Origin of the sequence: Actinopolymorpha sp. B9G3, assembly GCF_040120725.1 — a bacterium.
Lineage (GTDB): Bacteria > Actinomycetota > Actinomycetes > Propionibacteriales > Actinopolymorphaceae > Thermasporomyces.
Window position 1 is genome coordinate 110185 of the sequence record NZ_JBEEAB010000010.1, and the last position, 12945, is coordinate 123129.

The window sequence follows — 12945 nt, forward strand, 5'->3', positions numbered from 1 at the left end:
GACCAAGCGTCGCCGCCCAACGGGCAGCTCCTCAAGTCTGGGCTCGGCGGTGTGGAGCCAGGGTGCGATCTATGCGATCGGCGAGCCAGCTGTGTAGCTCGCCGGTCCCGTCGATAGCCCACGTCAGCAGGGCGCCACAGTAGATCGCGTACAGACTGTCAGCGAGCACTTCGCACCGGTCGACCACGACGTCGCCATTCTTCGCGGCCTCTTCCAGCAGGGTGGTGAGTTCCGCCCGTAGAGACCGGCTGAGGTCCGCCGCATGTCTGTGCAGATCCGGGTCGGTGAGGTCCAGTTGCAGGAACGCGAGGTTGTTGGCCACGCCCTCTCGAGTCGTGATCGGACCAGGCAACGAGACGAGCGCTTTGCGTATTGCCTCCAACGGTCCGGGCGTAGCTGCTCGCGCGTCCTCGAAGATGCTGGCGACGCCGGCCGCTTCCCGGGAGGCAAAGGCGACCAGGAGGGAGCGCTTGGAGCCGAACCTCTGGGTCAGGCCCGGCGCGGACAGACCGGCTCGGCGCGCTACCGCCGCGAGAGTCAGCCCCGATGGGCCTACCGCAGTGACCACATCGGCAACAGCATCGAAAATTGCTTCGTCGCTGACGGAGCGTGGACGTCCGGTCATGCCGACCACCTCAGAACCTTTACTTTACGAACGATCGTAAACTATTGTCGGTCGGCATGGCCATACAGCCCGACGCGACATATGCCTCCAACCCCACTGGCAGGCGCTGCATCGTCATCGTCCTGATCTGTGCGGCTCAGGCCATGCTCATCGTGGACGTCGTTGTCGTCAACGTCGCGTTGCCGTCGATCCGGAACGGTCTCGCCATCCCCGATGATCACCTCCAGCTCATCTCCGTCGCTTACACGCTGACCTTCGGCAGCCTACTGATCGCGTTCGGCCGGGCCGGTGATCTGCTCGGTCGCCGCCGGGTGTTCCTCCTCGGCCTCTCGCTGTTCACTCTCGCCTCCCTGTTCACTGGTCTGGCCCAGAACGAATGGCAACTGATCACCGCCCGAGCCGGGCAGGGTGTCGGCGCGGCGATGGTCGCACCGACGGCCCTGGCGCTGTTGACTACTGCCTTCGAAGAGGGAGCCAGGCGAAACCGTGCGCTCGGCTACTGGGCGGCGGTGAGTTCGGCGGGCGCAATCGGCGGGCAGTTACTCGGTGGACTGATGACCGACACTCTCGGCTGGCGATGGATCTTTCTCATCAACGTTCCAGTCGGCGTCGTCACCGTCATCGCCGGCTGCTTCGTTTTCGCCGAGAGCCGCGACGACCGTCGGCCCTCCCTCAACCTACGCGGCGCGGTCCTGCTCGTCCTTTCGCTGGCGTGCGGAATGCTCGCGATCACCCGCTTCGCCGAGGGCGGGCACAAAGATGAGGGAACATTTCTGCTGGTGGCGGCTGCCACCGCCTTGGTGGCGTTCATCATGGTGGAGCGCCGTCACAACACGCCGATCTTCGATCCACGACTCATCCGCAGGGCCAACGTGGTGGCTGCAAACGCGCTTCTTGCCGTGAATGCAGGGATGCTCGGAGGCACTCTGTTCTTTACGACGCTCTATCTGCAGCTGGTTCTCGGTTACTCACCTATGGAGGTGGGGTTCGCGTTTGCCCCCATCACGCTACTTATTCTCATCATTTCGCCACGGGCCGGCGCTCTCATCACCCGATATGGCGCCCGCCTACTCGTGCTGATCGGGTTCTGCCTGCTCGCTGGTGGCATGCTCCTACTCGCCCGAGTCCCGACGAACGGCAGCTACCTTCGAGACGTACTACCGCCGCTGTTTCTTCTCGCCATTGGCAGCGGCCTGTCATATGCCCCCACGTTTGCTGCAGGCACGGCCGGCGTTCCGAACCACGACCAGGGCCTGGCATCCGGACTACTCAACTCCGCACAAGAACTCGGCACAGCAGTTGGTGTCGCGGTCCTTGGCGCACTGGCTGCTGCATCGACCGTCGACACCACCGTGAACTCACTCGCTGCGGGTTACCGCACCGGACTCCTCACCGCCGCAGGTGCTTTGGTCGTCAGCCTTCTGCTCATCCGACAGGTTCCCGGCACGGGCGAATCCAGCTAGTGCTGTGACCGCATAGGTTCGTCAGGTTGGGCGTTGGGGCAGTTGGATGGGCGGTGGCATCCGTTCGACCGCGGGACGTGTGGTGGCTGAGCTTGTGCGGGTGCGCAGACTGACCGACCAGGAGGGCCAGAAACTGCGGCAGATCAAGTGCCTGGGCAGCACCAACTCGGTGCGCTACAAACGGGTGATGATGCTGCTCGCGTCCGCCGGCGGGGAACCGGACGCCGCACACCTACCTGCGCGGGCTCAACGCCAACGCCCTCCACCCCGACGTCCTGGCCGCCATGCGCCGAGAACGCGCCCGCATCCGCAGCGAGCAGGGCATCCGCTGGGGCGGACGTGCCAGTTCCCTGGAGACGTGAATGAACGACAGCCGGCACAGCCCAGTCTCACGGCACGAACCGCAAGGAGGGCTCTGCATGGATCACCAGGACGTTGACGCCGCCGTTGCAGAGATGCTGCAGGTGCTGAGCCCTCATACCGCCGAGGACTGGACGGTGCCAGCGGGACCGCTTGAATGGACCTGCTGGCAAACAGCAGCGCACATCAGCCACGACCTGCTGGCCTACGCAGGGCAGCTGGCAGCACAGCCCGCCGACGCCTACCTTCCGTTCGACCTGAACGTCCGCCCCCACGCCTCACCGGCCGAGGTACTCCAGGCCGTCACCGCCTGCGGCGGGCTGCTCAGCAGCGTGTTGGCCACAGCCAGCCCGGCCTTGCGTGCCTGGCACTGGGGTCCGTGTGACCCCGCTGGGTTCGCAGCGATGGGCGTCGCCGAAACCCTGCTGCACACCCACGACATCACGCAGGGATTGTCCGTGGACTGGCTACCACCGGCACCGCTGAGCGCAGCCGTACTCAACCGCCTCTTCCCCGCCGCGCCATCCGGAGACCCTGCCCAGGTGCTTCTTTGGTGCACCGGCCGCGGAGAGCTCGTCGGCTTCCCTCGCCAAACTTCATGGAGGTGGGAAGCAGCACGGTCGGACTGATCGAGCTGACCCGGGCGAACAGATCGAGCGCAGGAAGTGACAGTTGTGCGGCAACTACAGAGCGTAACCGCCGGCGTCCGACATGAATGCGCCCCCGCTCCACATGGGGAGAAGGAGAAGTTGAAGTACTTCACCACGTCGTTGTTTTCGAGCCTGAACGCCACCCTGAACTTGTTGTTCGCGGTCGAGTCGCACATTCCGACACTGCCGTGCAGGTAAGACTCAGTGCCCGCGCCGTACCAGCGGTCGGTCCCCACCTGGGTCCCCTTGACTACTCGGGATCTGGACGAGCGTCCTCTTGAAGTCGAACTCCTTCCCGTTGTTGCACCGGTAATACGCGGCGTCCCCCTTCGCGGCGGGCACCGGGCAGCAGGCCGCGCTGTTCGCAGTAGCGCAACGCTGAGGCGCGGCTTCAGGGGATGTAGTCGGATTCTGCGCGGTCCATAGCCTCGGGCGGGGCGGTGCGGGCTCGGCCGAACGTACGGCGATAGTCGTTGGGTGCGACCCCGATGGTGCGGTGAAAGTGATGGCGCAGCAGGGCCGCCGAGCCGAATCCGCACTGCGTGGCGACCTCCTCGATGGTGAGTTCGGACTCTTCGAGGAGATGCCGGGCGTGGAGCACTCGCTGGGTGGACAGCCAGCGGTTCGGTGTTGTCCCGGTCTCGGCGAGGAACCTGCGGGCGAAGGTGCGTTCGGACATCTTGGCCCGGCGGGCCAGCGTGGCGACGGTGTGCTCGGCGGCGATGTTCTCGCGCATGAAGGTGAGAAGTGGCCCGAGGCTGTCCGCTGCACACTGTGGGATGGGTAGCTCGATGTACTGGCGTTGTCCTCCGTCGCGTTGGGGTGGCACCACCATCCGGCGGGCGATGGTGGTGGCGGGACCTGACCCGAGTTCGCGGCGGACCAGGTGCAGGCAGGCGTCGATCCCTGCTGCGGTCCCTGCGCTGGTGATGATGTTGCCGTCCTCGACGAACAGGACGTCCGGGTCGAGTCGGGCGTTGGGGAAGCGGGCGGCGAACGCGTCGGCGTAGTACCAGTGGGTCGCACACCGCCGGCCATCGAGCAGCCCGCTGGCGCCGAGTACGAACGCACCGCTGCAGACCGACAGCAGGATGGATCCGGCATCAGCGGCGGAGCGTAGGGCGTCGAGGACTGCCGAGGGGTACTCGTCGCGGACCTTGGCCGCCGGAACGGCAACGACATCGGCACCGCTGAGGGCGTCCAGCCCCGCCTCGGGGATGACCTGGACACCGATGCTGCTCCGCAACGGCTCACCCGGCCGCTCTCCACATACCCGAAACTCCATCGGCGGCACGCCCTCGTCGGTCCGGTCGATTCCGAAGACCTCGCACACGACACCGAACTCGAACGGTGCGAATTCCTCGATCAGCACGACGGCAACGGTGTTGAGCATGCCCGCGAGACTAGCTGGCAGGATATTGCGGCACAACGTCAGAGCTGCCACTGGTGGCGGGATTTAGCTGGGCGCAAGCTTCATGCCATGGATGTACTCCTCGCCATCGCCGCCATCGGATTGATCGTCGTCTGGCTTGCCCGCCGCGGCGCGGCCCAGACGGGTCCGCGCTCTCGCCTTGCCGGCAGCACCGACATCGTCGACCGAGACGCCGCTCGCGTGGCCGCCGACCTCCGCGCCCGTCAACAGGACCGAGGCAACGCCCGCAGCTCCGCCGGCCCGCCTTTGTAGCGCACACGCAATGCGCAACCCGCCCGCGGAGTGTCCAGTGGTGCATGTCACACGACTGTTCACGTTGCCTTGCCGTTGCGAGTACGCAATATTTGTGCCGCGCACGCACTAACCAGGACGATCGCCCGCGACGAGGACGTCGGATCATTCGCGCCTCCTGGCTCACGTTCGCACCACCCACGTGCTCCAGAGAGGACGGTCAATGATCACGTCTGCCCAGGCTGCCAGGTTGCTGGATCGTGACATCCAGCCGGTCTACGGCCCGGAGGCGAGGGAGCTGCTCCAGGATCAGACCGTTCTGGTGACCGGTGCCGGTGGCTCCATTGGGAGCGAGATCGCTCGGCAGGCCCTGCAGCTCGGGGCCGGATGCGTCTACTTCCTCGATCAGGACGAGTACGCGTTGCACAGCCTCCAGCTCGACCTGTACGGCGTCGGGTTGCTCGATGACGAGAGGTTCGTCCTGTGTGACATCCGTGACCGGCACAGCGTCGACCGGATCTTCGCCGAGGCGAAGCCGTCGATCGTGTACCACGCGGCCGCGCACAAGCACCTGCCCCTGCTAGAGAGGTCGCCGGCCGCCGCGGTCCAGACCAACGTGCTCGGAACTCGGACGATCGCCCGCGCCTGCATCGAGAACGGCGTACAGCGGTTCATCAACATCTCCACTGACAAGGCGGCTGATCCGAGCTCGGTGCTCGGGATGACGAAGCGGCTCGCCGAGCTCGTCACCTCGTCCGTGGCTGGCCTGGGAACGCGGGTCGCGTCGGTTCGGTTCGGCAACGTGCTCGGAAGTCGAGGCTCGTTCTTTCCCACGCTGGCGTGGCAGATCGCCTCGGGCCGGACGGTGAAGGTGACCCACCCCGACGTGTCGCGGTACTTCATGACGATTCCCGAGGCAGCCGGCCTGGTGATGGAGGCGTCGGTCCTCGCCAGTAGGGGCGAGACCTACGTACTGGACATGGGGCCGAGCATCAAGGTTCTCGATCTCATCGAGCGGTACGTGGCGCTGGTCGGCGCCCATGACCTCTCCATCGAGTTCACCGGGCTTCGGCCGGGCGAGAAGCTCCACGAGGACCTGTTCGACCCGTCCGAAGTTCGTACGGACACCGCTCATCCGCGGATCTGGCAGGTCAACGCCGACCAGGCCGGATCGGTGTCCCCGCAGGCAATCCATGACCTCTGCACGGACGCGCTCGCCGGCGTCTCGCCGGGGCGGCTCAGGATCCTCCTGGCCGATCTGGTGACCCCGGTGTCGAACGTGCTCGCACCTCAGGAGTTGACCCGATGGGCTGGCTGATCATCCTGGCGGCGGTGGTCCTTCTGCCGCTGCTGGCGGTCGCGGTCGACGCGATCGCTGGACTCAGATCTCGCAACAAGGAGTACGAATTCGGCGACGTGCGGAGCTCGGACTTCGAGGTCCTGGTCCCGATCTACGGCAGCGTCACCTATCTCGAGAACATCGACTACCTGTCCCAGTACGGCGGAAAGGTGCTGCTCTGCACGACCGCCGGTGAGACACAGCAGTTCTACGACGAGCTCTACCGCATCTGCTTCCAGAACAACTTCCGGCTGTTCGTCGCGACCTTCGGCCGCACGGACAACGTCCACAAGCGTTCGACTTCTGGCACCATCAGGGACCGGCTGATCCGGGACGCGCTCCCGCTCGTTCAGGCGTCCTACGTCGTTCCGGTCGACGCCGACACCACCACGACAGCGCCGCTGGACGCACTCGTCGGTGAGCTGGAACGGAAGGGATACGACCTCGCCTCCGTTCGGCTGGTGCCGCAGAACACCGACACCTTGCTCGCGCGGCTGCAGGGATACGAGTACCGGTTGGCGATGCAGTTCCGGTTCCTGGCCACCTGGTTGGTCTCCGGTGCCTGCCACGTTGCGCGCACAGCCGTACTCACCGATGTCATGAACCGCCACTCCCTGTTCTTCCAGGGCAACGACGTCGAGATCGGCTTGATCGCACGACTGCGCGGCTACCGTGTCGGCCACATCCCCTTCGAGGTGCCGACCGTCGTGCCGGCCTCGTTCAAGGCCTGGGTCCGGCAAAGGTTGGCGTGGGCCGGTGGGGAGTTCAGGCTGTTCGTGGTCAACTTCCGCTACGTCGTACGCCACCCCTTCCTCTGGATCTATGGCGGGCTGGTCACCATCGCCCTGTTCCCGATGCGGTGGCTCGCGTTCGCGGGCCCTGGCGAGAAAGTGCTCTACTGCACCGGCCTGGTCGCGACGCTGGCCTTGTATGTCGCGCTCGTCCTGCGCCTTCACTGGCGGAACCGCAGTTGGAGCCTGATGGTGATGCCGGTCTACATGCTGGCCACCAGCATGATCCTGACGCCGCTCGGCATCGCTTGGTACTGCTGGATGGCATGGAAGGACCGGAACGCCGGAGTCATCCATCCAGACCGGGTGCGGCGTCAGTCCGAGATTCCGTCTCCACGGCCTGAACCCGCGCATGCGCGGGTACGGCACTACATCTAGGGCGACGCCGGCCCAACCCCGTACCGGCGGAGGCACCTTTCGTACTCCCCGCCGTAAAGCGCGGGTCTCGCTCTGATCTCATCAGGAGTTGTCACATGCGACGGATCGTCCTCATGCTTTGCGCTCTCGCGCTTGCCGGCTGCGGGCTTGACCCCACCGGGTCGAGTCCACCGGTCGAGCCGCACACCGCGTCGTCCGCCGCATTGCAGAAGCCGACCGCCAGTGCCGAACCGACTATCATCCCGACGCAGGGCTCGACATCACGTGCGGCAGCCGGAGCCGGGCGGGGGGAGGAGCGGTCCGGCTGGTCGCAGGTCGTCGACATCGTTGACGGAGACACGATCAAGGTCAGCGCAGGTGGGGCGATCGAGACCGTCCGGCTGATCGGCCTCGACACGCCCGAGGCAAGGCATCCCGACAAGCCGGTCCAATGCTTCGGACCGGAGGCCACCTCCCACGCGCGTGATCTTCTCGAGGGCGAACAGGTCCGGCTCGAGACAGATGCCACCCAAGGGCGGCTGGACAGGTACGGACGCACACTTGCATACCTGTGGCTGCGCGACGGGCGACTGATCAACGAAATCATGATCTTCGACGGATACGGTCGCGAACACACCTACGACAAGCCATACCGCTACCAGTCAAGACTTCAGGCCGCCGAACGAGCCGCACGAAAGTCGATGACAGGACTGTGGAAGGCGTGCCAGGCCAGCCCCAAGCCGCCTGCTCCGGAACCGCCTGCTCCGAAGCCAGTGCCCGTACAGTCGGTCGACAAGCGCTACGACACCTGTGCCGAAGCGAACGACGCGGGCCTCGGGCCCTACGTGCGAGGTCACGACCCCGAGTACGACTGGTACCGCGACGCCGACAGCGACGGCATCGTCTGCGAGACCTGACCAGGCGAGGCTCTTGGCGGTCAGAATCCGCGCCGGTTGCCGTTCGAACTGCGGACATACGGCGGTTCCAGGATCTCGCGCTGGCGTGGTGTGCAGTTCTTCACCATGTCGTCTGGCCAGCCGTCCTCGAAGGCGCCCCACGTCGAGTTGCCGGGGGAGAACTTGTACAGCAGGGAGATCCTCGGATGTGACCCGGTCCACGGGGCGGAGCCGTGACACATGGCCTCGGTGAAGATGAGGGCGTCGCCGGCCCGCATGGGCACGGTCACCGTGTGCGAGCTGTCTGTCCAGTCGACGATCTGGCTCGGCGAGGGGAACGCGGACTTGTGACTGCCCGGCACACAGGCGAAGCCGCCGTCGCCGGGTCCGCAGTCGGTGAGCGCGAATGTCACGACGGTGAGGCCGCAGGAGATCCTGCCGTTCTGCACGTGGTAGTAGCCGTGTGGGGTGAACGGCTCTCCGCCGTGATGTAACCGCTGCGCTTCGCCACCGGTCGACTTGAAGATCGGATACACGTGGTCCAGGCGAAAGTGTGGGCCGAGCCATTCGGACAGGTACGGCTCGATGCGTGGGTGGTCGATCAGGTCCCAGAAGTCGCGTCCGAGCGAGAGGATGTCGCCCTGGTGCGAGGTCTGTCCTGGCGCCGAGGTGTCCCACCATCCGGTCTGCTCCAGTAGCCGTCGCAGCTCGGCCACAGTGGCCGGGTCCAGGACCTGGGGCAGCACGAGGTAGCCCTGGCAGTCGAACAGATAACGGTCCATCTCCGAGACACTCATCGGCAAAACCCAGCTCCTTCGGCGAGGTCCGACGGCAACGCCGTCCACTCTCCGCGACGCTCACGCACGGGGTCAAGCGATCGGGGCAGGCACACCGGGTGCGCGGCCCATGCCCGTGGCCAGACTGGCCGATCCTGGCAATGGTCGGCGTCTTCGCCCGACCACGATGTGTCCACCTGGTGTCCAGTCACCGCGGGGTGAGTCGGATCACCGGGTACTCCCGGTCGGACTTTGCTTGGTACTTCGCGATGCGGGGCTGGGCGGCGGCGATACGCTGCCATGCCTGCTCACGGTCGGCGTCCTCGAGCCGGTGCGGTATCACCGGGACGGCATCGCGACCGGGCAGCTCGATCGACGCTCGGTCGGAGTTCGCCATCAAGTTGACGTACCAGTCCGGGTGCTGGCTCCCACCGCCCGATGCGACGATCAGTCGGGCGTCATCGCCGTCAGCGAACCACGCCAGGGGCGTTTCCCGCGGCTGCCCGTGTCGGCGACCAACCGTGTGCAGGATCAGTACGTCCATGCCCATGAACGTGCCGCGGCCACGTCGGATCTTGCGGCTCATGCGAGCGTTCATTTTCCGCTGCATCCACCGTGAAAACGTTCCGGGCGTACCAGGCCTGCGCCGTGCACGAGTGCCTGCCTGCTGTTTCTGTGTCATTTACTACCTCCAGTAAGTCCATCCGTCTGGCGACACAGTCACGCTAGGTGCGGCTCGGTGGCCGGCGCTTCTCGATTCCTGATCGGTCTGGTCGCCTGCCTCGCCGCGCATCAGCTCGAGAGGCTCTCGAAGGGAGCGCCGCCCTGGCACGGCCGTTCTCGAGCACCGCCAGGTCGGCGGGCGTGATCCCGACGCAGCCGCCCCTCTGCCTCCCGACGTGCGATGGAAATTTGCTGTGAATCGATAGCCATGGCCACGGGTTCAGGTCAGGCCAGGTGGCGAGGTGGACGGGGCGACGGCGCCCGGGCGAGGCTTTTCGTCGCAGAGCGATGAGAATTGGCGCCGAGCCAGGTCATATACGTCAGACTGGCGGACACTCGCGGCCCGCGTCGATGTCTGGCGGGCGAGAAAGGGGAGACGAATGGCCGGCGTACGGCTCCTGGTTGGCACACGTAAGGGTGCATTTGTCCTGACCTCGGACGGCAAGCGGCAGGACTGGCAGGTCGCCGGGCCGCACTTCGGCGGTTGGGAGGTCTATCACGTCAAGGGCTCACCCGCAGACCCCGACCGGTTGTACGCCGCACAGAGCGGCGGGTGGTTCGGTCAGGTGATCCAGCGTTCCGACGACGGAGGCGCCACGTGGACGCCGGTCGGAAACGACTTCACCTACGACGGCGTGCCCGGCACCCACCAGTGGTACGACGGCACTCCTCACCCGTGGGAGTTCGCGCGCGTCTGGCACTTCGAACCCTCGCTGTCAGATCCCGACTCCGTCTACGCCGGTGTCGAGGACGCCGCTCTGTTCCGTACGACCGACGGCGGCCAGACCTGGCACGAGCTCCCCGGTCTACGCGAACACGGCTCGGGGCCCTCCTGGCAGCCGGGAGCCGGCGGGATGTGCCTGCACACGATCCTTCTCCATCCGAGCGATCCCGAACGCATCTTCGTCGCGATCTCCGCGGCCGGTGCGTTCCGCACCGATGACGCCGGCAAGACATGGCTGCCGATCAACCGCGGCCTGAAGTCCGAAGGAATCCCCGACCCCGAAGCCGAGGTCGGTCACTGCGTCCACCGACTCGCGATGCATCCCTCCCGCCCCGACGTGCTCTTCATGCAGAAGCACTGGGATGTCATGCGCAGCGACGACGCCGGTGCCACGTGGCACGAAATCAGCGGCAACCTGCCGACCGACTTCGGGTTCCCGATCGGCGTGCACGCACACGAACCCGACACGATCTACGTCGTCCCGATCAAGAGCGACTCCGAGCACTACCCGCCCGAGGGGAAGCTTCGTGTCTACCGCAGCCGTTCCGGCGGGAACGACTGGGAACCACTGACGCAGGGCCTGCCCCAGAGCAACTGCTATGTCAACGTTCTTCGGGACGCGATGGCCATCGACACGCTCGACTCCTGCGGTGTGTACTTCGGGACCACAGGCGGACAGGTCTACGGCTCGGCCGACGCCGGAGACAGCTGGATGCCCATTGTCCGGGACCTGCCGGCCGTCTTGTCGGTCGAGGTCCAGACACTGCCATGATCCGCGTCGTACTCCCTGCCCACCTTCGCACTCTCGCGAAGGTGGGACACGAGGTCGAGCTGCCGCTCGACGGTCAGGCCACCACCCAGCGCATGGTTCTCGACGCGCTCGAGGCACGCTATCCGACGTTGCGTGGGACGATCCGGGACCCGGCGACCGGCAAACGCCGTGCGTTCGTACGCTTCTTCGCCTGCAAGCAGGACCTCTCGCACGAGCATCCCGATACCCCTCTGCCCGACGCAGTGATCCAGGGAGCCGAGCCATTCCTGGTCATCGGCGCCATGGCGGGCGGGTAGCCGGCAGTTCGGCATGTCGGCGGGCCGACTCGGCGATGCCCTCAGGCGACATCCCGTAGGGTCGCGGTCTTCGCCGACCACGAAGTGTCCATCAGGACGGGCGAGGGGCGCGCCGGTCCTTTCGCTGGGCGAGCTCTTCATCGTCGACCAGGGTGAGCATCGGCTTGCCGGGTTCGCACAGCATCGTGACGGTGAAACGGAGCGGGATGTCGTCGCGGTTGTTGCCGTCCTGGTAGTGGATGACGTCGCCTCCCGGCTCCCAGAACGCCTCACCGGCGGGTACGACGCGCTCCGGATGCCCTTCGACCTCCAGGAGCATCTCGCCTTCCAGCACGTAGCCGAACGCGGGGCCAGAGTGCCGGTGCGGCGGCGTACCAGGGTCGCCGGGCGGGAACTCTACGACCACCGTCATCGCATGTGCTCCCGTCGGGATGAAGGGCGGCTGGGCCTCCTGCACGGTGGTGAATGCCGTCTGCCATGCGGTTGATCTGGGCTTCGACTCGGCCGTAGCAGGATCGGTGCGTGGCATGGGAGTATCTCCTTGATCGGATGGTTGTGGGTGGAGTGGGCGCGCTATCTGCCGGCCGCGGTCCGGCCCGGCCAGTCGGCATACTTGGTCTTTCCGAGCACAGCGTCGTCGCCCGGCACCAGGGTGTGTTCGCCCGCCTTGGCACCGAAGTAGCGCGCGTCCGGGTCCGTGACCACCTGACGCGGATCACCCCAACCGGCCAGGGCGTCCCGGAAGAAATCGTCCATCCGGCTCTGCTCGGGCCCGGCAATCTCGACCCTGCCGTTCAACGGCGTTCCCAGCGCGACCATGGCCACCGCCTGGGCTACATCGTCGCCTGCGATGGGCTGGAAGAGTACGGGCGGCATTCGGACGGTCCCGTCCTCCGTGGCGGTGTCGGCCATGCGGCGAACGAACTCGAAGAACTGCGTCGCGCGCACAATCGAGTACGGGATCGACGAGTCCGCGATCAGCGTCTCCTGAGCGAGCTTCGCCCGGAAGTAGCCGCTGTCGGGTAGCTGCCCGGTCCCCACCACGGACAGCGCGACATGGTGGCCTACGTCGGTCGCTGCCTCCGCCGCGAGCAGGTTGCGGGTGGAGGTCTCGAAGAACTCCAGAACCGCGGTGGCTTCGAAGGACGGGGAGTTCGCCACGTCGATCACCACGGCCCCGCCGGCCAGAGCTTCCGCCAACCCTTCGCCGGTCAGGGTGTCGACGCCGGTGCTCGGCGCTGCCGCAACCACCTCGTGGCCGGACGCGCCAAGCTTGGTGACAAGCTTCGACCCGATGAGTCCAGTGCCGCCGATAACGACGATCTTCATCACACGCCTCCCCTTTCGAAAGGGGGGCACGGTGCAAGCAACGGAATGACACTGCCCACGTTACCGGGGGCTCTGTGCCGGCCGGATCGCCCGGAATCTGCGTAGACGGGTTGACCCGACCCGGATGAGATGTCCTACTATCTAAATTAGATAACAGGGTTTCATAATTGGTATGGAGTTC

General features: G+C 66.0%; 14 protein-coding genes. 8 read left to right on the forward strand and 6 right to left on the reverse strand.

Annotation, left to right across the window (positions count from 1 at the left end; translation table 11 throughout):
* Positions 1–31: 31 nt before the first annotated feature.
* Complete coding sequence (locus ABNF93_RS18755) at positions 32–625, reverse strand: TetR/AcrR family transcriptional regulator (RefSeq protein ID WP_349329366.1); 594 nt, start codon at positions 623–625, stop codon at positions 32–34.
* Between ABNF93_RS18755 and ABNF93_RS18760 the strand changes: the two genes are divergently transcribed.
* Positions 610–2088 (forward strand): MFS transporter, encoded by a 1479-nt coding sequence (locus tag ABNF93_RS18760; RefSeq protein ID WP_349329367.1) that lies wholly within the window; start codon positions 610–612, stop codon positions 2086–2088. The genes ABNF93_RS18755 and ABNF93_RS18760 overlap by 16 nt on opposite strands.
* A gap of 419 nt (positions 2089–2507) precedes the next feature.
* Positions 2508–3077, forward strand: coding sequence for a DinB family protein (locus ABNF93_RS18765; RefSeq protein ID WP_349329368.1), 570 nt, complete (start codon positions 2508–2510; stop codon positions 3075–3077).
* A 412-nt stretch (positions 3078–3489) separates the two neighbouring features.
* Here ABNF93_RS18765 and ABNF93_RS18770 read toward each other — a convergent pair whose 3' ends face one another.
* The gene (locus ABNF93_RS18770) at positions 3490–4491 is read right to left on the reverse strand and encodes a GlxA family transcriptional regulator (RefSeq protein WP_349329369.1); all 1002 of its coding nucleotides are present in this window, start codon (positions 4489–4491) and stop codon (positions 3490–3492) included.
* A gap of 87 nt (positions 4492–4578) precedes the next feature.
* Between ABNF93_RS18770 and ABNF93_RS18775 the strand changes: the two genes are divergently transcribed.
* The 4 genes from ABNF93_RS18775 to ABNF93_RS18790 all read left to right on the forward strand — a co-directional run bounded on the left by ABNF93_RS18775 (position 4579) and on the right by ABNF93_RS18790 (position 8165).
* Positions 4579–4782, forward strand: coding sequence for a hypothetical protein (locus tag ABNF93_RS18775; protein ID WP_349329370.1), 204 nt, complete (start codon positions 4579–4581; stop codon positions 4780–4782).
* Positions 4783–4984: 202 nt separating this feature from the next.
* The gene (locus tag ABNF93_RS18780) at positions 4985–6079 is read left to right on the forward strand and encodes a polysaccharide biosynthesis protein (protein WP_349329371.1); all 1095 of its coding nucleotides are present in this window, start codon (positions 4985–4987) and stop codon (positions 6077–6079) included.
* Entirely contained in the window at positions 6067–7269 is a 1203-nt protein-coding gene (locus ABNF93_RS18785) for a glycosyltransferase family 2 protein (RefSeq protein ID WP_349329372.1), read from the forward strand. Before ABNF93_RS18780 ends, ABNF93_RS18785 begins: the two co-directional genes overlap by 13 nt.
* Positions 7270–7364: 95 nt before the next feature.
* A complete protein-coding gene (locus ABNF93_RS18790; protein WP_349329373.1) occupies positions 7365–8165 on the forward strand; it encodes a thermonuclease family protein in 801 nt (266 codons plus the stop codon).
* Between the two features lie 20 nt (positions 8166–8185).
* Here ABNF93_RS18790 and ABNF93_RS18795 read toward each other — a convergent pair whose 3' ends face one another.
* Complete coding sequence (locus ABNF93_RS18795; RefSeq protein WP_349329374.1) at positions 8186–8941, reverse strand: phytanoyl-CoA dioxygenase family protein; 756 nt, start codon at positions 8939–8941, stop codon at positions 8186–8188.
* Between the two features lie 187 nt (positions 8942–9128).
* On the reverse strand, positions 9129–9506 hold the full coding sequence (locus ABNF93_RS18800; RefSeq protein WP_349329375.1) for a nitroreductase family deazaflavin-dependent oxidoreductase: 378 nt from the start codon (positions 9504–9506) through the stop codon (positions 9129–9131).
* Positions 9507–10023: 517 nt separating this feature from the next.
* On the opposite strand from ABNF93_RS18800, the gene ABNF93_RS18805 reads away from it, so the two are divergent.
* Together ABNF93_RS18805 and ABNF93_RS18810 are read left to right on the forward strand one after the other, a co-directional pair.
* Positions 10024–11139 (forward strand): WD40/YVTN/BNR-like repeat-containing protein, encoded by a 1116-nt coding sequence (locus ABNF93_RS18805; protein WP_349329376.1) that lies wholly within the window; start codon positions 10024–10026, stop codon positions 11137–11139.
* Positions 11136–11435, forward strand: coding sequence for a MoaD/ThiS family protein (locus ABNF93_RS18810; RefSeq protein ID WP_349329377.1), 300 nt, complete (start codon positions 11136–11138; stop codon positions 11433–11435). Before ABNF93_RS18805 ends, ABNF93_RS18810 begins: the two co-directional genes overlap by 4 nt.
* Positions 11436–11526: 91 nt before the next feature.
* Here the strand turns inward: ABNF93_RS18810 and ABNF93_RS18815 are convergent, their stop codons facing one another.
* Both ABNF93_RS18815 and ABNF93_RS18820 read right to left on the reverse strand, forming a co-directional pair.
* Positions 11527–11964 (reverse strand): cupin domain-containing protein, encoded by a 438-nt coding sequence (locus tag ABNF93_RS18815; RefSeq protein ID WP_349329378.1) that lies wholly within the window; start codon positions 11962–11964, stop codon positions 11527–11529.
* A 44-nt stretch (positions 11965–12008) separates the two neighbouring features.
* Positions 12009–12764 carry an SDR family oxidoreductase gene (locus ABNF93_RS18820; RefSeq protein ID WP_349329379.1) on the reverse strand — a complete coding sequence of 252 codons (756 nt, stop codon included), beginning with the start codon at positions 12762–12764 and terminating at the stop codon, positions 12009–12011.
* Between the last annotated feature and the right edge of the window lie 181 nt (positions 12765–12945).

Bases quoted from the DNA above. Each gene is read 5' to 3' on its own strand.
- ABNF93_RS18755 (WP_349329366.1), bottom strand. From the start codon at position 625: ATGACCGGACGTCCACGCTCCGTCAGCGACGAAGCAATTTTCGATGCT.
- ABNF93_RS18765 (WP_349329368.1), top strand. From the start codon at position 2,508: ATGGATCACCAGGACGTTGACGCCGCCGTTGCAGAGATGCTGCAGGTG.
- ABNF93_RS18770 (WP_349329369.1), bottom strand. From the start codon at position 4,491: ATGCTCAACACCGTTGCCGTCGTGCTGATCGAGGAATTCGCACCGTTC.
- ABNF93_RS18775 (WP_349329370.1), top strand. From the start codon at position 4,579: ATGGATGTACTCCTCGCCATCGCCGCCATCGGATTGATCGTCGTCTGG.
- ABNF93_RS18780 (WP_349329371.1), top strand. From the start codon at position 4,985: ATGATCACGTCTGCCCAGGCTGCCAGGTTGCTGGATCGTGACATCCAG.
- ABNF93_RS18785 (WP_349329372.1), top strand. From the start codon at position 6,067: ATGGGCTGGCTGATCATCCTGGCGGCGGTGGTCCTTCTGCCGCTGCTG.
- ABNF93_RS18790 (WP_349329373.1), top strand. From the start codon at position 7,365: ATGCGACGGATCGTCCTCATGCTTTGCGCTCTCGCGCTTGCCGGCTGC.
- ABNF93_RS18795 (WP_349329374.1), bottom strand. From the start codon at position 8,941: ATGAGTGTCTCGGAGATGGACCGTTATCTGTTCGACTGCCAGGGCTAC.
- ABNF93_RS18800 (WP_349329375.1), bottom strand. From the start codon at position 9,506: ATGAGCCGCAAGATCCGACGTGGCCGCGGCACGTTCATGGGCATGGAC.
- ABNF93_RS18805 (WP_349329376.1), top strand. From the start codon at position 10,024: ATGGCCGGCGTACGGCTCCTGGTTGGCACACGTAAGGGTGCATTTGTC.
- ABNF93_RS18810 (WP_349329377.1), top strand. From the start codon at position 11,136: ATGATCCGCGTCGTACTCCCTGCCCACCTTCGCACTCTCGCGAAGGTG.
- ABNF93_RS18815 (WP_349329378.1), bottom strand. From the start codon at position 11,964: ATGCCACGCACCGATCCTGCTACGGCCGAGTCGAAGCCCAGATCAACC.
- ABNF93_RS18820 (WP_349329379.1), bottom strand. From the start codon at position 12,764: ATGAAGATCGTCGTTATCGGCGGCACTGGACTCATCGGGTCGAAGCTT.